The 21269-nt window shown below is 65.2% G+C and carries 21 protein-coding genes; 7 read left to right on the forward strand and 14 right to left on the reverse strand.

What is annotated here, in order from left to right:
- Window positions 1–45: 45 nt before the first annotated feature.
- The 3 genes from K9B33_RS10580 to thrS all read right to left on the reverse strand — a co-directional run bounded on the left by K9B33_RS10580 (window position 46) and on the right by thrS (window position 4397).
- Window positions 46–1704, reverse strand: coding sequence for a YadA-like family protein (locus K9B33_RS10580; RefSeq protein ID WP_224548620.1), 1659 nt, complete (start codon window positions 1702–1704; stop codon window positions 46–48).
- A gap of 49 nt (window positions 1705–1753) precedes the next feature.
- Window positions 1754–2287, reverse strand: coding sequence for a translation initiation factor IF-3 (gene infC / locus K9B33_RS10585; protein WP_066600201.1), 534 nt, complete (start codon window positions 2285–2287; stop codon window positions 1754–1756).
- A gap of 130 nt (window positions 2288–2417) precedes the next feature.
- Complete coding sequence (gene thrS, locus K9B33_RS10590; protein WP_224548780.1) at window positions 2418–4397, reverse strand: threonine--tRNA ligase; 1980 nt, start codon at window positions 4395–4397, stop codon at window positions 2418–2420.
- Between the two features lie 224 nt (window positions 4398–4621).
- Here thrS and K9B33_RS10595 point away from each other — a divergent pair, with 224 nt between their 5' ends.
- Both K9B33_RS10595 and K9B33_RS10600 read left to right on the forward strand, forming a co-directional pair.
- A complete protein-coding gene (locus K9B33_RS10595; RefSeq protein WP_224548622.1) occupies window positions 4622–5053 on the forward strand; it encodes an ExbD/TolR family protein in 432 nt (143 codons plus the stop codon).
- Between the two features lie 71 nt (window positions 5054–5124).
- Window positions 5125–5301, forward strand: coding sequence for a hypothetical protein (locus K9B33_RS10600; RefSeq protein WP_224548624.1), 177 nt, complete (start codon window positions 5125–5127; stop codon window positions 5299–5301).
- A 2-nt stretch (window positions 5302–5303) separates the two neighbouring features.
- On the opposite strand, the gene K9B33_RS10605 is transcribed toward K9B33_RS10600, so the two are convergent.
- From K9B33_RS10605 to K9B33_RS10635, 7 genes are read right to left on the reverse strand one after another with little or no spacing between them, the layout of a single operon-like run.
- Complete coding sequence (locus tag K9B33_RS10605; RefSeq protein WP_224548626.1) at window positions 5304–5669, reverse strand: DsrE family protein; 366 nt, start codon at window positions 5667–5669, stop codon at window positions 5304–5306.
- Window positions 5657–6424, reverse strand: coding sequence for a HesA/MoeB/ThiF family protein (locus tag K9B33_RS10610; RefSeq protein WP_224548628.1), 768 nt, complete (start codon window positions 6422–6424; stop codon window positions 5657–5659). The genes K9B33_RS10605 and K9B33_RS10610 overlap by 13 nt, the downstream gene beginning before the upstream one ends.
- Entirely contained in the window at window positions 6421–6837 is a 417-nt protein-coding gene (locus tag K9B33_RS10615) for a hypothetical protein (RefSeq protein ID WP_224548630.1), read from the reverse strand. The genes K9B33_RS10610 and K9B33_RS10615 overlap by 4 nt, the downstream gene beginning before the upstream one ends.
- A gap of 4 nt (window positions 6838–6841) precedes the next feature.
- Complete coding sequence (dut, locus tag K9B33_RS10620; RefSeq protein WP_224548632.1) at window positions 6842–7297, reverse strand: dUTP diphosphatase; 456 nt, start codon at window positions 7295–7297, stop codon at window positions 6842–6844.
- Window positions 7272–8549 (reverse strand): bifunctional phosphopantothenoylcysteine decarboxylase/phosphopantothenate synthase, encoded by a 1278-nt coding sequence (locus K9B33_RS10625; RefSeq protein WP_224548634.1) that lies wholly within the window; start codon window positions 8547–8549, stop codon window positions 7272–7274. Before K9B33_RS10625 ends, dut begins: the two co-directional genes overlap by 26 nt.
- On the reverse strand, window positions 8546–10087 hold the full coding sequence (gene ubiB / locus K9B33_RS10630) for a 2-polyprenylphenol 6-hydroxylase (protein ID WP_224548636.1): 1542 nt from the start codon (window positions 10085–10087) through the stop codon (window positions 8546–8548). Before ubiB ends, K9B33_RS10625 begins: the two co-directional genes overlap by 4 nt.
- Before the next feature lie 7 nt (window positions 10088–10094).
- Window positions 10095–10826 carry a class I SAM-dependent methyltransferase gene (locus K9B33_RS10635; RefSeq protein ID WP_224548637.1) on the reverse strand — a complete coding sequence of 244 codons (732 nt, stop codon included), beginning with the start codon at window positions 10824–10826 and terminating at the stop codon, window positions 10095–10097.
- 194 nt (window positions 10827–11020) lie between these two features.
- On the opposite strand from K9B33_RS10635, the gene treA reads away from it, so the two are divergent.
- From treA to K9B33_RS10660, 5 genes are all read left to right on the forward strand, one after another.
- Window positions 11021–12607: an alpha,alpha-trehalase TreA gene (treA, locus tag K9B33_RS10640; protein ID WP_411974003.1), complete on the forward strand. Its 1587-nt coding sequence runs from the start codon at window positions 11021–11023 to the stop codon at window positions 12605–12607.
- Window positions 12608–12624: 17 nt separating this feature from the next.
- On the forward strand, window positions 12625–13437 hold the full coding sequence (gene mutM, locus K9B33_RS10645) for a bifunctional DNA-formamidopyrimidine glycosylase/DNA-(apurinic or apyrimidinic site) lyase (protein WP_224548638.1): 813 nt from the start codon (window positions 12625–12627) through the stop codon (window positions 13435–13437).
- A 116-nt stretch (window positions 13438–13553) separates the two neighbouring features.
- Window positions 13554–13817, forward strand: a complete 264-nt coding sequence (gene rpsT, locus K9B33_RS10650) for a 30S ribosomal protein S20 (protein WP_224548639.1) — start codon at window positions 13554–13556, stop codon at window positions 13815–13817.
- 424 nt (window positions 13818–14241) lie between these two features.
- Window positions 14242–15651, forward strand: a complete 1410-nt coding sequence (gene dnaA, locus K9B33_RS10655; RefSeq protein ID WP_224548640.1) for a chromosomal replication initiator protein DnaA — start codon at window positions 14242–14244, stop codon at window positions 15649–15651.
- A 44-nt stretch (window positions 15652–15695) separates the two neighbouring features.
- A complete protein-coding gene (locus K9B33_RS10660) occupies window positions 15696–16307 on the forward strand; it encodes a peptidylprolyl isomerase (protein ID WP_224548641.1) in 612 nt (203 codons plus the stop codon).
- A 27-nt stretch (window positions 16308–16334) separates the two neighbouring features.
- Here the strand turns inward: K9B33_RS10660 and K9B33_RS10665 are convergent, their stop codons facing one another.
- From K9B33_RS10665 to murJ, 4 genes are all read right to left on the reverse strand, one after another.
- A complete protein-coding gene (locus K9B33_RS10665) occupies window positions 16335–17567 on the reverse strand; it encodes a dicarboxylate/amino acid:cation symporter (protein WP_224548642.1) in 1233 nt (410 codons plus the stop codon).
- 188 nt (window positions 17568–17755) lie between these two features.
- Complete coding sequence (locus K9B33_RS10670) at window positions 17756–18412, reverse strand: DUF4136 domain-containing protein (RefSeq protein ID WP_224548643.1); 657 nt, start codon at window positions 18410–18412, stop codon at window positions 17756–17758.
- A gap of 201 nt (window positions 18413–18613) precedes the next feature.
- Window positions 18614–19618: a tryptophan--tRNA ligase gene (gene trpS / locus K9B33_RS10675; protein WP_224548644.1), complete on the reverse strand. Its 1005-nt coding sequence runs from the start codon at window positions 19616–19618 to the stop codon at window positions 18614–18616.
- Window positions 19619–19636: 18 nt separating this feature from the next.
- On the reverse strand, window positions 19637–21211 hold the full coding sequence (gene murJ, locus K9B33_RS10680; RefSeq protein WP_224548646.1) for a murein biosynthesis integral membrane protein MurJ: 1575 nt from the start codon (window positions 21209–21211) through the stop codon (window positions 19637–19639).
- Window positions 21212–21269: the final 58 nt, after the last annotated feature.

Raw genomic sequence — 21269 nt, forward strand, 5'->3', positions numbered from 1 at the left:
AGGCCGGGCGAGAGGGCTGGCCATGGGCCAACCCTCTGCATCCTGTCACCAGCCGATGGTAAAGCCGGCGCGGGCGGCCGTCTTGCCGCCCCGGTTGAAGCCGGTTGCCACGCCGGCGTTCAGCGCGACATGCGGGGTCACGAGAGCCCCGACCTGCATCGCGCCCGCATGAGCCCCGCCATAGGTCGCCACGTTGGCCGTCAGGTTGAACTTCATATCCGGCAGGAAGGTCGCACCACCCATTGCGACCGCGACCGCGGTGCCGCTGGATACGCGATCTTCCATCCGATCGAGCCGACCGTCGATCTGATCCAGTCGATCGCCGAGCGCGTCGATCCGGGACGAAAGCTGGAGGTCCGCCGTCATGCGGGCGTTGGTTTCGCCAGTCAAAGCGCTAGCCAATGCTTCTCGCGCCGACGTTTCATTGTCGATCCTTTGATGAATCTGAAGGTCATTTTGCGCACGCTGCTGCGCTTCGTCGATGATCTGGCCGGACAGGGTGACATCGGCCGCCTGGCGTGTCGCCGCTTCGGCGGAGATGGAATTGGCCAGCACGCTATCGGCTGCGGCGCGCGTACCGGCTTCGTTGGCAATGCTGCTTGCCAATGCGATGTCGGCGTCGATCCGTGCCGCTTTTTCTTCATCGATCCGGCCCGCAAGAGTGGAATCGGCGGCAATGCGGGCAGCCGCTTCGCTGTCCAGTTGCCCCTTATTGACCGCGTCTCCGGCCGCGACGCCATCGGCCAGATCGTGAATGCCGCTGCCGTTCATCTCTATCCCCTGGGTTACGCTCACCTTGGGTGTAACCAGTCCGGTTTCGTCAAGCCGCGTCGTTTCCTGTGCAGCGACCTGATATTGTAGCGAAAAAGGCGAGAAGACGGCGGAGTCCGGAATGGGCAGGGGGGAGAGTGAAGGGGCGCTGACCAAGACCGCATCGCCGGACAATGTCCCGAACACGATCGCGCCTGCGTCCGAGGTCGTCCGATAATTGCCTGTCAGTGCGGTGCGGTCACCGTTGACGATGGCGGTGGGGTCGATCGATTTCAGATTATAGCTATAGTCCTGGCCCGTGGTTTCATCGTAGCCGGAAGCACCCTGGATATCGACGCCGATATTGCGCACTGTCGTTTGATAGTCGGAGTAGCGATTGAAATAGCCTATGGCGTTCGGATCGTTAATCGGCGTCAGCGAGCGAGACTTTCTGCCGATATATTGGGTCGTCAGATCGACCGTCGCGGCCGAATAGAAATTTGACGGATCCATGCCTCCGAACGGGCCGGTCACTATGCCATCAACTGCCAGCGTGCCGTCGAAGTTGACCTGATATATACGTGACAGGCCATTGCCCACCTCTTCCGACAGAAATGTCACGTTCCGCGTGCCGGTCGTCCTGCAAATAGCAGGGGCATAGCCGCCATTTCCATCGCAATCGACGTCGCTGAGGGGGGTCTGGCTGATGACGGGTACAGTCTGGGCATGAGCCACGGCGTTCATCGGAAACGGAAGACAGGCAAGCGAAGTCGAAAGGCAAAACGCCTTCAATCCCAAGTTCATGGATAACCCCCATTGAAATGGCAAGAACCCCCACGGTTTCGGCCATGTGCAAATTCTTAAGGGTCCATTTTCATTGTGCAAGTCTTGGACATAGTGGAATAAAATATTCCAGCGCGTTCCGCCGGCAGCATGTAATTGCCGGGGCAACAAAAAGGGCGGCCCCTTGCGGCGCCGCCCATTTTAACGCTCTTGACGTCGCTTATTTCGGCGACAGCACCATCAGCATCTGGCGGCCTTCCATGCGCGGATAGGCTTCGACCTTCGCGACTTCCTGGACATTTTCGGCCACGCGCTGCAGCAGGGCCATGCCGAGCTGCTGGTGGCTGAGTTCGCGGCCGCGGAAGCGCAGGGTGATCTTCACCTTGTCGCCGTCACCGATGAAATCATGCACCTTCTTCATCTTCGTATCATAGTCATGATCGTCGATGTTCGGACGCATCTTGATCTCTTTGAGTTCCTGCGTCTTCTGGGTCTTGCGGGCGATATTCGCCTTTTTCTGGGCTTCGTACTTGAACTTGCCGATGTCCAGAAATTTGCAGACCGGCGGGTCGGCATTGGGGGAGACTTCGACCAGGTCGAGGCCGACATCGGCCGCCTGCTCGATGGCTTCCTGCGTAAACATCACGCCCAGATTTTCGCCTTCGTCGTCGATCACGCGCACCTTGGGCACGGTGATGAACTCGTTATACCGGGGGCCGGACTTCGGCGGCGGCGCCAGCGGGCGGCGCATCATCGGGGGACGTATAGCAGTATCTCCTATGGTCGTTTCAAAAACGAATGGCTCTTAGCGGCTTTTTGGCAAAGCCGAAAGGGGTCCGTGTCCCCGCCGTAACGGAATCACGAACCCTTGTGGCATTGCTGCCTCACCGCATATCGGGTGCAAGGCTCTCATTTGCAAGGCGCGAAATGACATCGTCGAGCGAAAGGACGCTTTGCCCCTCCTTGCCCAGTTCGCGCAGCGCGACCGTCCCCTCGTCCGCCTCGCGCCGTCCGACGACCAGCAGGTTCGGCACCTTGGCAAGGCTGTGTTCGCGGACCTTGTAATTGATCTTCTCGTTCCGCACGTCGATTTCGGCGCGGATTCCCGCCGCGCGCAGCTTCTCGACCGCTGCCTTCGCATAATCGTCCGCATCGGACACGATGGTCGCGACCACGGCCTGCACCGGCGCCAGCCAGAGCGGGAAGCGGCCCGCATAATGTTCGATCAGGATGCCGATGAAGCGTTCATAGCTGCCGAAAATGGCGCGATGGAGCATGACCGGCCGGTGCCGCTCGCCATCTTCGCCAATATAGCTGGCGTCGAGTCGTTCGGGCAACACGCGGTCCGACTGGATGGTGCCGACCTGCCAGGTGCGGCCGATCGCGTCGGTCAGATGCCATTCCAGCTTGGGCGCATAGAAGGCGCCTTCGCCCGGCAATTCTTCCCAGCCATATTCGGGCGTGTTGAGGCCGGCGGCGGCGACTGCGTTGCGCAGCTCATTCTCCGCCATGTCCCACATCTCCTCGGTGCCGAAGCGCTTTTCCGGGCGCAGCGCCAGCTTGATCGAGTAGGTGAAGCCGAAATCCTTGTAGATGCGGTCGGCCAGCGCGCAAAAGGCGCGGACTTCCTCGACGATCTGGTCTTCGCGGCAGAAGATATGGGCGTCATCCTGCGTGAACTGGCGCACGCGCATCAGGCCATGCAGCGCGCCATGCGGCTCGTTGCGGTGGCAGCAGCCATTTTCATAGAAGCGTAAGGGGAGGTCGCGATAGCTTTTGATCCCCTGACGGAAGATCAGGACATGCGCGGGGCAGTTCATGGGCTTGAGCGCCATCCAGTCGGCATCGTCCGACACCAGCGGGCCTTCATCGTCCACATTGGGCACTTCGTCGGGGATGACGAACATATTCTCGCGATATTTGCCCCAGTGACCGGACGTTTCCCACTGGCGTGCGTCCATCACCTGGGGCGTCTTCACCTCGCGATAGCCCGCTGCGTCGATGGCGCGACGCATATAGGCTTCCAGCGCGCGCCAGATCAGATAGCCCTTGGGGTGCCAGAAGACGCTGCCATGCGCTTCCTGCTGGAGGTGGAACAGGTCCATTTCCGCGCCGAGTTTGCGATGGTCGCGCTTACCCGCCTCTTCAAGGCGCGTCAGATGCTCGGCCAACTGCTTTTTGTTGAGCCAGCCGGTGCCATAGATGCGGCTGAGCATCGCATTCTTCTGGTCGCCGCGCCAATAGGCGCCCGATACGCGCGTCAGCTTGAACGCGGCGGGATCGAGCCGGCCGGTCGAGGCCAGATGCGGGCCGCGGCACATGTCGTACCAGTCGCCGGAGCGATAGACCGTCAGTTCCTCGCCCTCGGGCAGTTCGGCGGCCCATTCGGCCTTGAACGTCTCGCCGGCCGCGCGCCAGGCGGCGATCAGCGCGTCGCGGTCCATCACTTCGCGCACCAGCGGCTTGTTGGCGGCGATGATCTTGCGCATCTCCGCCTCGATTCCCGGCAGGTCTTCCTCGGTGAAGGGCCGGTCCCTGGGCGCGAAGTCATAATAGAAGCCATCGTCGGTCGACGGGCCGAAAGTGATCTGGGTGCCGGGGAACAACGCCTGCACCGCTTCGGCCAGCACATGGGCGAAATCGTGCCGGGCCAGCTCCAGCGCGTCGGCCTCATCCTTGCTCGTCACCAGGGCGAGGTGGGAATCCTGTTCCAGCGGGCGGCCGATATCGCGCAGTTCGCCGTCGACGCGCGCGGCGATGGCGGCCTTGGCCAGGCCCGGCCCGATCGCCGCTGCAATGTCCGCCGGGGTAGTGCCGGGCGCGACTTCACGCACGGAACCATCGGGCAGGGTAATCTTGAGCATGGCGGACACGGACATGGCTTTCTGTGAAATGGGCGGGTTGCGCGGCCCCAATTGCCGCGCCTTCCCCTTAAATGGGCGGCCCGCACTGTCAATAGAAGGGTTCGGAGGCGGACTGGCGCCGCCGGCGGCTCGCGGAACGCTGCATCGCGAGAGCGCTCTTGCCAACGCCCGTCGCGAAGCGCATGTTTCATGTGTTGTTATAACATATTTCAACAGGAGGGTTTATGGCCTTGCACCGTGCACGCCCGGAGTCCGCAGACGCACCGATGGGCGAGATGAACACGACGCCGCTGATCGACGTCATGCTGGTCCTGCTCATCATGTTCATCATCACCATTCCGATGCAGACCCACAGCGTGGGCATCGACCTGCCGCAGGCGCCGGTTCAGCCGGCCCAGTTCACGCCCGACCCGGTCAAGAACAAGGTGACGATCGACGCCGCCGGCATGATCCGCTGGAATGGGGCGGCGATCGATCGGCTGACGCTGCGCCGCTATCTGGCGCGGTCGCTGGCGTTGCCGGTGGAGCCGGAACTGCAATTCCAACCGGATGCCGCGGCGCGCTACGTCATAGTGGATGAAGTGCTGGCCGACATCCGCCGGTCGGGCGTGACCAAGCTCGGCTTCGTCGGCAACGAACGCTATCGGGATTTCTGAAAAACGGCCTGCGCCTTGCCCCCGGCCCGCATCGCCGATAGCATCGGCGGGCGGAAAGGAGGGCAGGGCGCATGAAGACGGTTCGCTATGGTTTGATCGCCTGCTTCTGTCTCGGAGCGGCCTGGGGTGTTGCCCATCTCGCCACCCCGCCGCGTGCGGACGCGCTGGCGACGCCGGGCCTGTCGATCGCTCCCGAAGCGCATGACCGGTCGCAGGAGCGGTGGCGCTACCTGCCGATCCTGCGATAGGATCAGGCGAAGAGTAGCCGGGCCTGATCGTCTGTCGCTTGCAGGAAGCCGACCGGTCCGCCCGTTTCGACGCCTTCGGGAAGGTCCGTCGCCGTCATGCCGCACAGGGCAAGGCCGCTCTGGCAGGCGATCAGCGTCACGTCCAACCCCAGCGCTTCATTCAGCAGCGCGGCCAGATCGGGCAGGCCGGCGGCGCGATGGGCCGCATCGCGGGGCGCGGCGATCGGCGCGCGCAGCAGCGCCACCGCATCCAGTTGCAGGAAGAGGGTGGCCGCGCCGCCCAGGGCGGCCTGCGCCGCCGCCAGCACCAGCGCGCCGCGCAGCCGCTCCGCATCGGCCGTCGCGACCAGGATGTTCAGGGCGCGCATAGAGCCACAGCGCATGCCGTACAGGCGGGGTCTTTGGGCACATCCAGCGTGCGGAAGCGCATCGAAAGCAGGTCGGCGATCAGCAGCCGCCCGGCCATCTCCGCGCCGAACGGCACCAGCGCGCGTATCACCTCCAGCGCGGCCAGGCTGCCCATCGCGCCGGTCAGCGCGCCGATGACGCCGGTTTCGGCGCAATTGCGTTCCGGCGCATCCTGCGGCGCGCCGACCAGGCAGCGATAGCAGGGCTTGTCCGCTTCCCAGCCGCGATAGGTGGCGATCTGCCCCTCGAACGGGCCGACCGCCGTGGATACCAGCGGGATGCGCAGGCGCTGTGCGCTGTCCGCCACCGCCAGCCGGGTGTCGAAATTATCGCAGCCGTCCAGAATCACGTCCGCGTCCCGCAGCATGATCGCGGCATTGTCCGCGTCGATCCGCGCGTTGATCGGGATCAGCTTCACGTCGGGGTTGAGCCGCGCGACGGCCGCCATCGCGGCCTCCGCCTTGGGCGCGCCGATATCGGCGGCGCCGAACAAAATCTGCCGCTGCAGGTTGGACAGGGCGACCGCGTCATCGTCGATTACCCGGATCGTGCCGACTCCGGCGGCGGCAAGGTAGAGGATCGCCGGGCTGCCGATGCCGCCCGCCCCGATCACCGCTACGTCTGCCGACAGCAGCCGGGCCTGTCCCGCGCCGCCAATTTCCTTCAGGATGATGTGCCGGGCGTAGCGGTCCAGTTGATCGTCGCTGAGCGTCACGGCGCGTCGGACCAGAGGAAGCGGACCTGAGAGCGCATCCAGCGGGGCTCCGCCGCCCCGGTCTTGGGGAAGGAACCGCGCAATGTGCCGAGGATGCGGCCGCTCACATATTTTTCGACCTCGGGGCAACGCGCATTGACCGGCGCGATCTTGAGCGGCTTGCCTTCGCCCGACAGCAGGAACAGCATGTCGATTTCCAGCAGCCGCGATCCTTCATGATTGACCGCACCACTGCATTCGCCACGACGATAGAGTTTCGCGACATCGTCCGACCAGCGCGGCGACACCTTCCGCCCCAGCCAGCCGTCGATGACCGGGACGGCGGTCAAATCCTGCGGCATGGGCGGTGCATCGCCCGGAACCGGGCCTGGCATCGGGGTTGCAGCCAGCATCAGCGAAAGCAGCATCGTCATCGCGTCACACTCCTGTGGAACCGAACCCGCCCTGTCCCCGGACGGTATCGTCGAGACTATCGACTTCCGCGAAGCTGGCAAGCTGCACCGGCGCGACGACCAGCTGGGCGATCCGGTCGCCGCGCTGTATCGGGAAGGGCGCGTCGCCCAGGTTGATCAGGATGATCTTCAATTCGCCGCGATAGTCGGCGTCGATCGTACCGGGCGTGTTGGGCAGGCTGATGCCGTGCTTGAGCGCGAGGCCGGAGCGGGGACGAACCTGCACCTCATAGCCTTCGGGGATCGCCATCGCGAAGCCCGTCGCCACCGCATGGCGGCCACCCGGTTGCAGCACCAGTTCCTCGGCCGAAACGACGTCCATTCCTGCGGCATGGGCGGTCGCATAGGCCGGGACCGGCAGGCCCTCGCCATGGGGCAGGCGCTTGAGCCGGATTTCAATCGACGAGAGCGGAGAGGGCATGGGCGACCTTTTCGATGAGTTTGTCGGCGACCTCGCCCTTCGGTAGGCTGGGCCAGGATTCGATGCCGGCGGCGGTGACGATCTGCACGGCGTTGGCGTCGCCGCCCATTACGTCGCCGGATACGTCATTGGCGACGATCCAGTCAGCGCCCTTCTTCGCCAGCTTGGCCCGGGCATGGGCGGCGATCTGCTGCGTTTCGGCGGCAAAGCCCACCAGCAGGGCCGGGCGCTGCGCATGGCGGCCCAGAGTCGCGAGGATGTCGGGATTTTCGACCAGTGCGAGCGGCGCGGGCTGGCCGGAGCCGTCCTTCTTCAGCTTCTGGTCGGCGGCGTCTGCGGTGCGCCAGTCGGCGACCGCGGCAACCATGATCGCGGCGTCTGCCGGCAGGGCGGCTTCGACCGCGGCCAGCATCTGCCGTGCGGTTTCCACATCCACCCGGTCGACCCCCGCGGGCGTAGGGAGATGTACCGGCCCTGCGACCAGCGTCACCCGCGCGCCGGCCCGCGCGGCGGCGGCGGCGATCGCGAAGCCCTGCTTGCCCGACGATCGATTGGCGATGTAGCGCACCGGGTCGATCGGCTCATGGGTGGGGCCTGCGGTGATAAGGATGTGGCGACCCTGCAAAGACCCGTTCGTCTCGAGCGAAGTCGAGAGACGCTGGGCATCGCTGGCAAAATCGGGCTGCCCCGCGAGCGGATCGGCGCCCCTGGGCAATGCCAGCAGCCGCTCGATTTCCAAAGCGATCGCCTCCGGCTCGGGCAGTCGCCCCTTGCCATATTCGCCGCACGCCATCGCGCCATCGTCCGGCGTCATGACATGGACGCCGTCGGCGTGGAGCCGCTCCAGATTGCGCTGCGTCGCCTTGTGATGCCACATGCGCACATTCATCGCAGGGACCGCCAGCACCGGCTTGTCGGTCGCCAGAAGCAGCGTGGTGGCCAGATCGTCGGCGATGCCATTCGCCATCTTGGCAAGGATATTGGCGGTCGCGGGCGCGACGACGACCAGATCCGCCTGGCGCGATAGCTGGATATGGCCGATTTCCTGCTCGTCCTTCAGGTCGAACAAATGGGTGAAGACCTGATCTTCGGTCAGTACCCCCAGCGACAGCGGCGTCACGAACTGCTGCGCCGACTCCGTCAGCACCGCGCGCACCGCGACCCCGCGCTTGCGCAGGATGCGGACCAGTTCGAGCGCTTTATAGGCGGCGATGCCGCCAGAGACGATGAGGAGGACGCGCTGTTGAGTCATAGATGCAGATGTAGGAGGGCGGAGCCCAGCACGCCAGCCGCCGCCGCGATCACCGCCACCAGCGCATAGCGCCAGCCGCCGCCTACGTGGATCAGCTTCACTTCCGTGAGCGGCGGCGGCGGCGGGGCGCCGCCCTTTTCGGGGAAGGCGTCCTCGATCCGCTTGACCAAACCCGGCAACCGCTGGAGCGTGCGCCAATTTTCGATCAGCGTGTCGGCGGCCTTCGCCTCCGGTCCCAGTTCGTCGCGCAGCCAGCCTTTCACATAGGGGCCGCTCGTCTCCCACAGGTTGATGTCGGGGTCGAGCGCGGTCGCCACGCCCTCCACCATCACCATCGTCTTCTGGAGCAGCAGCAAATGCGGCTGGGTCTGCATGTCGAAGTCGCGGGTGATCGCGAACAACCCGTCCAGCATCCCGCCGACCGAGAGTTCGCGCACCGGCTTGCCGCGCATCGGTTCGCCCACGGCGCGCAGGGCGGTGGCGAATTCGTCGACATTATGATGGCCGGGCACATATTGCGCCTCGAAGTGAATTTCGGCCACGCGCTTATAATTACCGGTGATCAGGCCGTAGAGAATCTCCGCCAGCCACATGCGCGCGCGCCGGTCGATCCGGCCCATGATGCCGAAATCGATCGCGACGATGTCGCCATTGGCCGTGACGAACAAATTGCCCTGATGCATGTCGGCGTGGAAGAAGCCTTCCGCAATCGCCTGCCGCAGGAAGGCGTTGACCAGCCGGGCGGCCAGATCCTTCACATCATGGCCCGCCGCGATCAGCGCATCGCGATCGGAAATCTTGATGCCGTCGATCCACTCCATCGTCATGACCTTGCCGGTCGTGCGATCCCAGTCGATGACGGGAATGCGATAACCGGGCATCGCCTCCATGGCTTCGCTGAGTTCGGAGGCGGAGGCGGCTTCGCGGCGCAGGTCCAGTTCGCGCACGGTCCAGCGCTTGAAGTTCGCGATGACCAGGCGCGGGCGCAGGCGCGCGATCTCGCCGCCCAGCATCTCGACATGGGCGGCGGCCCATTCATAGGTCTGGATGTCGCGATTGAACTTGTCGATGACGCCGGGGCGGATCACCTTGACCGCGACGTCGCGGCCGTCGGTCGTGACCGCGCGATGCACCTGCGCGATCGACGCGGCACCGACCGGCACCTCATCGAAGCTCTTGTAGATGGCGTCCAGCGGACGGCCGAAACTCTGCTCGATCTGTGCCCGGATCGTGTCGAACGGCACGGGGGGCAGGGCGTCCTGCAAGCGCAGAAGATCGTTCGCCGCATGATCGCCGACCAGATCGGGCCGGGTGGCGAGCGTCTGGCCCAGCTTGATCGCGGCCGGGCCGATCGACTGGAAGGCGTCGGCATAGCGTGGCTGCCTGGGCACGCGCGCGCCGAGCCGGGCGATGCGGACCAGCCGCCGGACGGGGCCGGGGGTCAGCGGATCGCGCTCGATGCCGGTCAGCGCGCCATGCCGCGCCAGGGTGCGCCCCCATTTCAGGAGGCGGAAGATATGGGTGATATGGGCGGTCATCCGGGCGTCAAATCTTCCAGCCGCTGTGAATGGCGACCAGCCCGCCCAATATCGGTTCGACCTTGGTATTCACGAAACCGGCGTCACGGATCATGCCCTCGAATTTGGGCATGGGCGGGAAGCGGCGGATCGATTCGATCAGATAGCGATAGCTGTCTGCGTCATTGGCGAACAGCTTGCCGAGGTGCGGCACCAGCTTGTGCGAATAGACGTCATAGACGTCCGAGAAACCCGGCCATGTGGTGGTGGAAAATTCCAGGCAGAAGAAGCGCCCGCCGAACTTGAGAACGCGGTGCGCCTCGGCCAGCGCCTGGTCGATATGGGTGACGTTGCGGATGCCGAAGGCGATCGTATAGGCGTCGAAAGCCCGGTCGCCGAAGGTCAGCGTTTCGGCATTCTGCTCCGACCAGATCAGCCCGTCAAACCCCTTCTTCTGCGCCCGCTCGACGCCAACGGCCAGCATCTCGGGATTGATGTCCGAAACGGTGACCTGCGCGCCATGCTTGTGCATCCGAAAGGCGATGTCGCCGGTGCCGCCCGCCATGTCGAGTATCTGTTCGCCGGCGCGGGGCTTCACCCGGCGCACGAACTGGTCCTTCCACAGACGATGCGCGCCGCCGGACATGGCGTCGTTCATCAGATCATATTTCGCCGCGACGTTGGAAAAGACTGCGCGGACCATGCCCTGTTTTTCGGCGGCATCGACGTCGCGATAGCCGAAGGATGCTGTGTCGTTCATGGGCTTCGCTCTAGAGCATCGCGCGCAAAAGTGGGAACCGGTTTTGCGCAAAAAGCGATGCGACAACAAAAAAATGAAAACAGGTGACGACTTCATCGAGCGCCGACTGGCTTTTGCCGCTGTTCCGGTGCCATGCCAGTGGGAAGGCGAGGGGCGGAACGTTTCGCGGGCGTCATCCATTTTTCAGGCAAACCATGTCGGGGGAGCCTCTTATCGTGCGTCCAGTCCTTGCTGCCCTTGCCGTCATGCTGTGCCTGGCCCAGGCCGCGCCGCAAACGTCCGCGCCGCCGCCCGGCCCGCAGCGCATCTACGGCCCCCTGTTCGAAGCGGTGCAGCGCGAGAAGGTCTTCCCCGACGGCAAGACCTTCGTGGACGCGGTGCCCAGGGCCGATGCCGCGACGATCCTCGATCGCTATCGGCAGGAAAAGCCGCGAGGGCCAGCGCTGCGCGCCTTCGTCCTCAACTATTTCGATGTGCCGGGCGAACAGGCGGCGGCGCAGGGCCTGCGCGGCCATATCAGGTCGCTCTGGCCGCAACTGACGCGCCCGGCGCTCAGTCCGCCGGCGGGGTCGTCCGCGCTCGCCTTGCCCGCGCCCTATGTCGTGCCGGGCGGGCGCTTTCGCGAGATTTATTATTGGGACAGCTATTTCACCATGCTGGGACTCAAGGCCGACGGGCAACAGCCTTTGATCGATTCGATGCTGGTCGATTTCGAAAGCCTGATCGATCGCTACGGCTTCATCCCCAATGGCACGCGGACCTATTATCTGGGCCGGTCGCAGCCGCCCTTCCTGGCGCTGATGGTGGATCTGGCGAGCAATCCCAACGATCCCCGGCACCTCAAAGCCCTCCGCGCCGAGCATGATTTCTGGATGCGCGGCGCGGAGGGGCTGGCGACGGGCGCGGCCGACCGGCGCGTCGTGCGGATGCCCGATGGCGCGCTGCTCAACCGCTATTGGGACGACAGACCGGGGCCGCGCGACGAGAGCTGGGCGGAAGATGTCGCCACCGCCGGGCAAAGCAACCGCCCGGCCGCCGCCATCTATCGCCACCTGCGCGCGGGCGCGGAAAGCGGCTGGGACTTTTCCTCGCGCTGGCTGGACGACCCCAGGCGGCTGTCCACGATCCGCACGACCGACATCGTGCCGGTGGACCTCAACAGCCTGCTCTGGTCGCTGGAGCGGGCCATCGCTCGCCGCTGCGCTGCGGCGGGGGACGCCGCCTGCGCCCGGCAGTTTGGATCGCTGGCCACCGCGCGCGGGAAGGCGATCAGCCGCTGGCTATGGCAGGCGCGTGAGGGGCGCTATGCCGACTGGGACATGCAGGCGCGCAAGCCGACGCCGGTCGTGTCCGCCGCGACGGTCTTCCCGCTCTTCGTTGGCCTGGCCGACCGGCCACAGGCGGACGCCGTCGCTCGCCTGGTCCGCGCGCAGTTGCTGGGGGAGGGCGGCCTGCGCACCACCCGCATCGCCAGCGGCCAGCAATGGGACAGCCCCAATGGCTGGGCGCCGCTCCAATGGGTGGCGGTGGAAGGACTGGCCCGCACGGGTCATGAAGCGTTGGCGAGGGATATCGCCCGTCGCTGGATCGGCACGGTCGATGCGGCCTGGCGCGAAACCGGCAAGATGCTGGAAAAATATGATGTCGAGACGCGCAAGCCCGGCGGCGGCGGGGAATATGCATTGCAGGACGGGTTCGGCTGGACCAACGGCGTCACGAGCGCGCTGATCGACCGCTGGCCGGATCTCGATCCCGATACCCCTGTTGCAGCCGCCCGCTAACGCCTACATGCATCCCCATGCCTGAGCTTCCCGAAGTCGAAACCACCGTTGCGGGCTTGCGCTCCGTCCTCCAGGGGGCGGTGCTGACGCGAGTGGAGCCGCGCCGCGCCGACCTGCGCTGGCCGATCCCGGTCGACCTGCGTCAGCGGATGACCGGGGCGACGGTGACGGGGCTGTCGCGCCGCGCCAAATATGGCCTGATCGAAACCGATCGCGGCGACATGATGATTTTCCATCTCGGCATGTCGGGTCGCTGGCGAATCGACCCGGCGGAGATCGGCGCGCACGACCATCTGCTGCTTGAGACAGGGCATGGCCATGTGCTGTCGCTCAACGACCCGCGGCGATTCGGTTCGCTGGACCTGGTGCGATCGGACGCATGGCAGGCCTACACGCCCTTCACCCGCATGGGGCCGGAACCGCTGGGACCGGATTTCGACACCGCCCGCCTGGCCGCCGCGCTCAAGGGCAAGGCGACCTCGATCAAGGCGGCGTTGCTCGACCAGCGAATTGTCGCTGGCCTCGGCAATATCTATGTATGCGAAGCGCTGAACATGGCGGGCATCGCCCCGACTCGCGCGGCGGGCAAGATCGGGCGCGTGTGCCTCGGCCTGCTGGTGGAGGCGATTCGCGATGTGCTGTCCGCCGCCATCGTCGCGGGCGGCTCCACCCTGCGCGATTATGCGCGGCCCGACGGGGAACTGGGCTATTTCTCCAAACAATGGCGCGTCTATGGGCGGGAAGGCGAATCCTGCCTGTGCGGCGGCACGGTGCAGCGTCGGGTGGACGGGGGGCGATCGACCTTCTTTTGCCCCAAATGTCAGAAATAGCGTCGCCCGAATCCGTTGACGCCTGCCCCGAACCTCTGTAAGGGGCGCACCTTCACGAGGCATGTCGGTCGTTCGACGGGCCTCTTCCCGAGATTTGATGAGAACCGAGGAATAGAATGGCCAATACGCCGCAAGCCAAGAAGCGCATCCGTCGCAACGAGCGTCGCGCCGCAATCAATGGCGCCCGCATCAGCCGGATCCGCACCCTGGTGAAGAAGCTGGAAGCCGCCCTCGCCGCTGGTGACAAGGACGTCGCTGCCACCGCCCTGCAGGCCGTCCAGCCCGAGCTGGCCCGTGGCGTCGCCCGCGGCGTGCTGCACAAGAACACCGCCGCGCGCAAGTTCGGCCGCCTGACCAAGGCTGTCAGCGCGCTCGCCTAACCCCTCCGGGTTTTTCGGCAGATCATAAGGCCCGCCCCATCGCTGGGGCGGGCCTTTCGTCGTTCCTTCACAATATGGTCATTTTTGACGATTGGCCAATTTCCCGCGATTCGACGCACTGCGGCACGATTATTTCCTTACAAACTGTTGAAATAACGTGATAATTTCATTCTCGTTCGATTCCCGCGGCTTTGCTGAGTCAACGGCTTTATTTCACTTTTTTGAACCATGCTGCCCTTGATCCGGCGGTGTCCCCCTGTCTATTTTTGAAATCCGGCCGCTGTCGAATCACCTTGATGCGGCCGTCATGTGAGATTGCATATCGTAAGGAACTCGGGATGGCGGGGGCTTTTCCGATCGAGTATCCTTGCGTCTTTTTTCCTGCCCGGATCAGGGGGCACAGTTGGTGGGGTCGTCAAAGTCTATGAAGGATGTTGTGGGCGTGGTTGGTTGGCAGGACGGAGAGATTAGCCAGGCCGATGCGGGCCTGGAATCCGCCTGGACCAGCATCCGCGCCGGCCTGCGCCGCGACGTCGGCGCACGGATGTTCGACCAGTGGCTGAAACCCGTCCGCCTCGGTGACTATTGCGCCGAATCGCAGACGCTCGACCTGCTGGTCGCCAGCGATTTCAGCGCCAATTTCGTATCCGGCCAGTTTGGCGACCGCCTGCGCATGGCCTGGCGCAGCGCCGGGGCCGGCGTGCGCGAGGTGCGGTTACGCCGTGCGCCCGACGCCACCGGGCCGCGCCTGCTGGAAGTCGTGCATGTCGAGCCGCCGGTGCCGACTGAAACCGCCGCGCCCGTCGCCATCGCCTCCAATTTCCTGCCGCGCCACGGCTTTGACGATTTCGTCATGGGCGAAACCAACCGCCTTGCCTGTTCGGCCGCCCAGGCGATGGCCGGCGAAGCCACGCCGCGCTTCAGCCCGCTGTTCATCCATGGCGGCACGGGCCAGGGCAAGACCCACCTGCTCCACGCCATCGCCCGCGCCTTTTCCGCCCATGCGCCCACGTCCCCCGTGCTCTACATGTCGGCCGAACGCTTCATGATGGAATTCGTGAACGCGATGCGCGCCAATGAGACGATGGCGTTCAAGGGCCGGCTGCGCGCTGCCCGGCTGTTGCTGATCGACGATATCCAGTTCATCGCGGGCAAGGGATCGACGCAGGAGGAATTCCTCCACACGATCAACGACCTGATCGACAGCGGCGCGCGTATCGTCGTGACCGCCGACCGGCCGCCGCAGATGCTCGAATCGATCGATCCGCGAATCCTGTCGCGCCTCGCCGGCGGCCTGGTCGCCGATATCCAGCCCGCCGGGCTCGACCTGCGCCTCGCCATCCTCGAATCGAAGCGCGCGGTGGCGGGCGATCCGCCGGTCCCCGATGCGGTGATCGACTTCCTCGCCCGCTCGATCCGCTCGAACGTGCGCGAACTGGAAGGGGCGTTCAACAAGCTGGTCGCCTATGGCCAACTGACGGGCCGCTCGATCGACCTCGACTTTGCGCAAGGGATGCTGGCCGACGCCGTGCGCGCCAATGCGCGGCGGATCACGGTGGACGAAATCCAGAAGGCCTGCGCCGCCCATTTCAAGATCGACCCGTCGGAAATGCGTTCCAAGCGCCGCGCCCGCGCCGTCGCCCGCCCGCGCCAGGTGGCGATGTACCTCGCCAAGAAGATGACGCCGCGTTCGCTGCCCGAAATTGGCCGCATCTTCGGCGGGCGCGATCACAGCACGGTGATCCATGCCGTGCGCACGATCGAGGCGCTGCGCGAAAGCAACCCGGACATGGACGCCGATGTCCGCGCGCTCCAGCGCCTGCTGGAGGGCTGACAAGCCCCTCTGGCGTCCGGCGGCGGAGAAGCTAGGGTGAGCGTATGATTCGCGCCCTTGCTATCCTGCTCGCCGCCCTTCTCGGCTTTTCGGCCGCCTTGGCCCAGACACCGCCGGCGCCAGCGCCTTCGACCGACGTTCGCGTCGCGCTCGACACCAATGCAGGCCGCATCCTGATAGCGGTCCATGTCGACAAGGCGCCGGTCACCGCCGCCAACTTCCTCAAATATGTCGACCAGAAACGGTTCGACGGCACGCTCTTCTATCGCGGCGTGGGCGCGGCCGATTATGGCTTCGTCCAGGGCGGGGCGCAAAATGATCCGAAACGGATATTGCCGCCGATCAAACATGAACCAACCACCCAGACCGGCCTCACCCATGACGACGGCGCACTGTCGATGGCGCGCTATGCGCCGGGCAGCGCGACCGGCGACTTCTTCATCGTGCTGGGCAAGATGCCGGCCATGGACGCCCAGCCCCAGCAGGCGAGCGGCGACAATCAGGGCTTTGCCGTCTTCGCCCATGTGGTCGAGGGGATGGATGTGGTGAAGGCGATCCTCGCCGCGCCCAAATCGCCCACGGCCGGGGAAGGCGTGATGAAGGGCCAGATGCTCGCCGCACCGGTGACGATCCGTACGGCGCGGCGGGCGCCTTGATCTTGTGATCCAAGCCTTCCAACAGGTTTAGGATGCGTCCGCCGCCCGCCGATCCAAAATCCGGGCCGCCGCCATGTCGGCGGTGACATTGCCGACCGTGCGGAAGATGTCGGGCACCGTCTCCACCGCCAGCAACAGCGGCAACGCCTCCACCGGCACGCCCATGGCCAGGCAAATGGGGCCGGTGGTGGTGAAGAAGGTGATCTGGCTGGGCAGGCCGACCGCCGCCAGGCTGACGATCGCGGCCACCAGCACCCCCATCGCCAGTTGTGCCGGGCCGAGCGTCACGCCGTTCATCGCCGCCACATAGAGGGCGACGCCCAGATTGGCGGGCGGGCTGGTGATACGGAACAGCGATATGGCGAGCGGCAGGACGATGCTGCGCGTAGTTTCGCGCACCTCAAGCGGTTCGTCGCTCGCCTGGATCATCGCGGGCAGGGAGGCGATCGAGCTTTGGGTGGAAAAGGCGATGGCCTGGGCGGGCAGGGCGGCGCGGGCGAAGCGGCCCAGCCCGATCCGCCCGGCGACCACGACCAGCGGATAGACCAGCAGCGTCACCGCGACGCAGATCAGCACGATGAAGCCGATATAATGGAGCAGCGCGCCCGCCGTCGCCAGCCCCGACCGCGCGCCCGCGACCAGCGCCAGCGCGAACACGCCGATCGGCGCCAGCCACAGCACCCAGCCGACCACGACCAGCAGCGCGTCGGCCAGCGCCTGGAAGAAGCCGGTCAGCTGCGCGCGCCGGTCCGCCGCGATGCGGGTGACGGCGAAACCGAAGACCAGCGCGAACAGCACCACGGCGACCACCTGCCCCTCGCTCGCGGACTTGAGAGGATTGACCGGGATGAAGCCCAGCAGCCATTCGGCGGACGGGCGCATGTCGGGTACTTCGCCTACGCCATCGGCGCCCGCCAGCGCCCCGACCGCGCCGGCCGGCACTGGCCACAGATGCAGCATCAGCGGCCCGATCAGCGCGGCGACCGCCGCCGATGCCGTCAGCAGGATTGCGAACAGCGCGATCGCGCGGCCGGCCATGCCATTGGTCCGGACGCTGGTCGCCGCCTGGGTGATGCCCGTCACCAGCAGGGCGAAAATCAGAGGGATCAGCGGCATCTGCAGCCCGCCCAGCCACGCCTTGCCGATCGGCTGCGCCACCGCGATCACGCCTGTCCCCCAGTCTCCGCCCCATTCGGCCAGCGCGATGCCGCTACCCAGTCCCAGCACGAGCGCGATCAGGATGCGGACGGTCAAGGACATAGGCGTGGTTCCCCGGTGGCGCTGCCCATGGCAACGGACCGCGGCAGGCTATCCGCTATGATGGGGCATGGAACAGCGGAAAATGGCGCAGGGGACAATGCGGGCGGGGCAGAAGGCGCGGCATGACAACGAAAAAGCCCGGCGCTTCGATGAAGCGCCGGGCTTTTCACATCTTGTTCGAGCCTGTCCTAGCCCTTTTTCTCGGGCGGCAGAGTGATCTTCACATCTTCCCCATTCTGGCCGGGGAAGTTGGTGAACATCGCGTCGATCAGATTCGGCACCAGATAGGTCAGCTTGTTCGACAGCGACTGGGCGCTCGCCTTGCCCTCGAACAGGCGGCGGTTGTCGGCCGCGCGGTCGATCTTCATGCTGAGGTCGCTGGTGTAGACGGTGTAGCTCGACACGTCGTTATAGCCGCCACCGCCGAAGAGCCAGGGATCATAGAAGCCATAGCCCCATGGGCGACCCCAACGGCCGCCGAAGCCGCCACCCCAGGGGCCGAAGCCACCGCCATAAGGGCCGCCGAAGCCGGTCGAGCGCACCTTCTCGCGCCCATTGTCGACATCATAGGCGACGCGCACGATCAGGTCGGCGCGGGCCGGGTCACTAGCCTGCACATAACCGGTCTGTGCCAGACGTCGCCCGACCATGTCCGCATAATGGGCGAACTCCAGCCCGCCTGCGAGCTGCGCATCGTCGGCGACGACAATATAGCTTTGCCCGGCGGGCGCGGGGAGTTGCTGGAAGCGGGCGACATCGGCCTTAAAGCCTGTGGTGCAGCCCGACAGCGCCACCAGCGCCAGAGCTGGCGCCGCAATCAGGCCGAACTTCTTGAAACGGGTCATTTTTCTGCGTCCTGTACCAAGGCATGAGCCTTTAAACATCATTGCGCTCTGCGATAGCAAAACGCAACTGAACATCGTTTGAACGCGCGAACCGACCGAACGGGCGCAAACCATGGTCCTGTCAGATCATGGACGACGCTCGCCCCGCTTTTCCGTAAACGACCATGCCCAGGGTCAGCTATTTAAGCCGATCCTGTGACATTATCGCATCAGCCCCATTGCGTCATAGGCCGCGCGCAGGGTCGGCGCCGCCGCCGCCGCTGCCTTGGCCGCGCCCTTGTCCAGGATGGCGTCGAGTGCGGCATCGTCGGTGCGCAATGCAAGAAACCGCTCGCGAATCGGGCGCAGAGTTTCGACCAGCAGATCGCCCAACGCCGGCTTGAACGCGCCGAACCCCTTGCCCGCGAACGCCGCGCAGACTGCGTCCGGCGTCGTGCCCGACAGGGTGGCGTAGATGCCGATCAGGTTGTTCGCCTCTGGGCGGCCGACCAGCCCGGCGGCCGTTTCGGGCAAGGGTTCGGGATCGGTCTTGGCCTTCTTCACCTTGTTCATGATGGCGTCGTCGTCGTCGGTCAGGTTGACGCGGCTCATGTCCGATGGATCGGACTTGGACATTTTCGCGCTACCGTCGCGGAACGACATGATCCGCGCCGATTCCCGGGGAATGATCGGATCGGGCAGGGTGAACAGTTCGACGCCGAAATCGCTGTTGAACTTGGCCGCAATGTCGCGCGCCAGCTCCAGATGCTGCTTCTGGTCCTCGCCCACCGGGACATGGGTGGCGTTATAGAGCAATATGTCGGCCGCCTGCAGCACCGGATAGACGAACAGGCCGATCGAGGCGCCCTCGCGGTCCTTGCCGACCTTGTCCTTGAACTGCGTCATGCGATTGAGCCAGCCGATGCGCGCGGTGCCGTTCAGCAACCAGGCGAGTTCCGCATGGGCGGGCACGCGCGCCTGATTGAACAACACGCTGCGGTCCGGGTCGATCCCGGCGGCGACCAGTGCGGCCGCCATGTCGCGCACGTTGCGGATACGCTGCTCGCGCCCTTCATGCACGGTGATCGAATGCATATCGGCCAGGAAGAAGAAACACTGACTCTGGCTGTCCATCTCATCCTGCATCCGCACCCAGTTGCGGATCGCGCCTAGGTAGTTGCCAAGGTGCAGATTGCCGGTCGGCTGGATGCCGGAAAGGACGCGCATGTCTGAATCCGTTCTTACTTAGGTTGCACTTTTGCGGCGCATCAGCGCCTTGATGTCGGAGAGCCGATAGGCCCCCGTGACGAAGGAGGCCAGCCCGTACAGCGCCACACCCGCGCCGACAAGCAGGGCCAGCGCGACATAGCGCTGCACCATCGCGCCGGTCAGCCAGGGATCGAGCAGATCTTCACCCGCCCACAGCGCGACTCCCATGATGAGCGCGGCGACGGCGAGCCGGGGCAGGCGGCGGCGCAGGCCAGCGTCGGCGGCGAAATGGCCGCGCCTGACCAATGTCCGATAGAGCATCGCGACATTGACCGTGGAGGACAGGGCGGTCGCCAGCGGCGGCCCGATATGGCCCAGGGTCGGGATCATCGCCAGATTGCTGATGATGTTGATCAGGATCGACAGCATCGCATAGCGCACCGGCGTCTTCGTGTCGCCGCGCGCATAATAGCCCGGCGTCAGCACCTTCACGAGAACATAGGAGGGCAGGCCGATCGAGAAGGCCGACAGCGCCCAGCCGCATCGCATCGCGTCCTCCGCGGTGAAGCGGCCATATTGGAACAGGCCGCGCACGATCGGTTCCGCCACGACCAGAAAGGCCACGGTCGCGGGCAGGGTCAGGAACAGGGCGAGTTCGATGCCCCGATTCTGCGTCTCCATCGCCGCGGCGTCCTCGCCCTTGGACAGCATCCGCGAAATGGTGGGGAGCAGGATCGTACCCAGGCCAATGCCGATCAGGCCCAGCGGCAACTGGTTCAGCCGGTCGGCATAATAGATATAGGTGATGGAGCCGGACGCGAGCAGCCAGCCTGACAGCGCGGTGGAAATCAGCAGGTTGATCTGCGACGCGCCCGCGCCCGCCGCTGCCGGAACGATCAGGCGCAGCAGTTCGCGCACATCCTTGTCGAGGCGGGGGCGTTTCAGCGTCATCGACACGCCCGCGCGCCTGCACGCCCAGATCAACCAGAGCAGTTGCAGCGCCCCGCCGATCGTGACCGACATGGCCTGCACCCGCGCCGTCTCATATTCGTCGGCGCCGTGAAAGAACCACAGGCCCGCGATCATCGCGACGTTCAGCAATATCGGCGCGGCGGCATTGACCCAGAATTTGTCGAGGGAATTGAGGATGCCGCCCAGCAGCGAGGCCAGGGAGATCAGCGCGAGATAGGGAATGGTGATGCGGGACAGGGTAACGGCGAAGGCGAATTGCTCCGCGCTCGGGTTCTGGCGGGAAAAGCCGCCCGACAGCGCCCAGGTGATCGGCCAGGCCGCGGCAATCAGGATCAGGGTGAAGAGGATCAGGACCGGCAGCAGCACCGCCAGCGCGCGTTCGGCGAAATCATAACCCGCCGGTAATCCGCCTTCCCCTGCCGCCTTCTTGTTGAACAGGGGGATGAAGGCGGCGGAAAAGGCGCCCTCGGCAAAGAGCGCGCGAAACATATTGGGCAGGCGAAAGGCGACGCCGTTGAACGCGTCCGACGCGAAACCCGCGCCGACATAACGCGCGGCGAGCGAATCGCGCACCAGCGCCAGCACCCGGCTGGCGAGGGTCAGCCCGCCGACCGAGCCAAGGGCGCGTACCAGTTTCATGCGCCCAATCCCTGTTCCGTTCGCCCTGAGCTTGTCGAAGGGCTCCCTTTTTCTTGCG

Origin of the sequence: Sphingobium sp. 3R8 (assembly GCF_020166615.1) — a bacterium.
Classification (GTDB): Bacteria; Pseudomonadota; Alphaproteobacteria; order Sphingomonadales; family Sphingomonadaceae; genus Sphingobium; species Sphingobium bisphenolicum.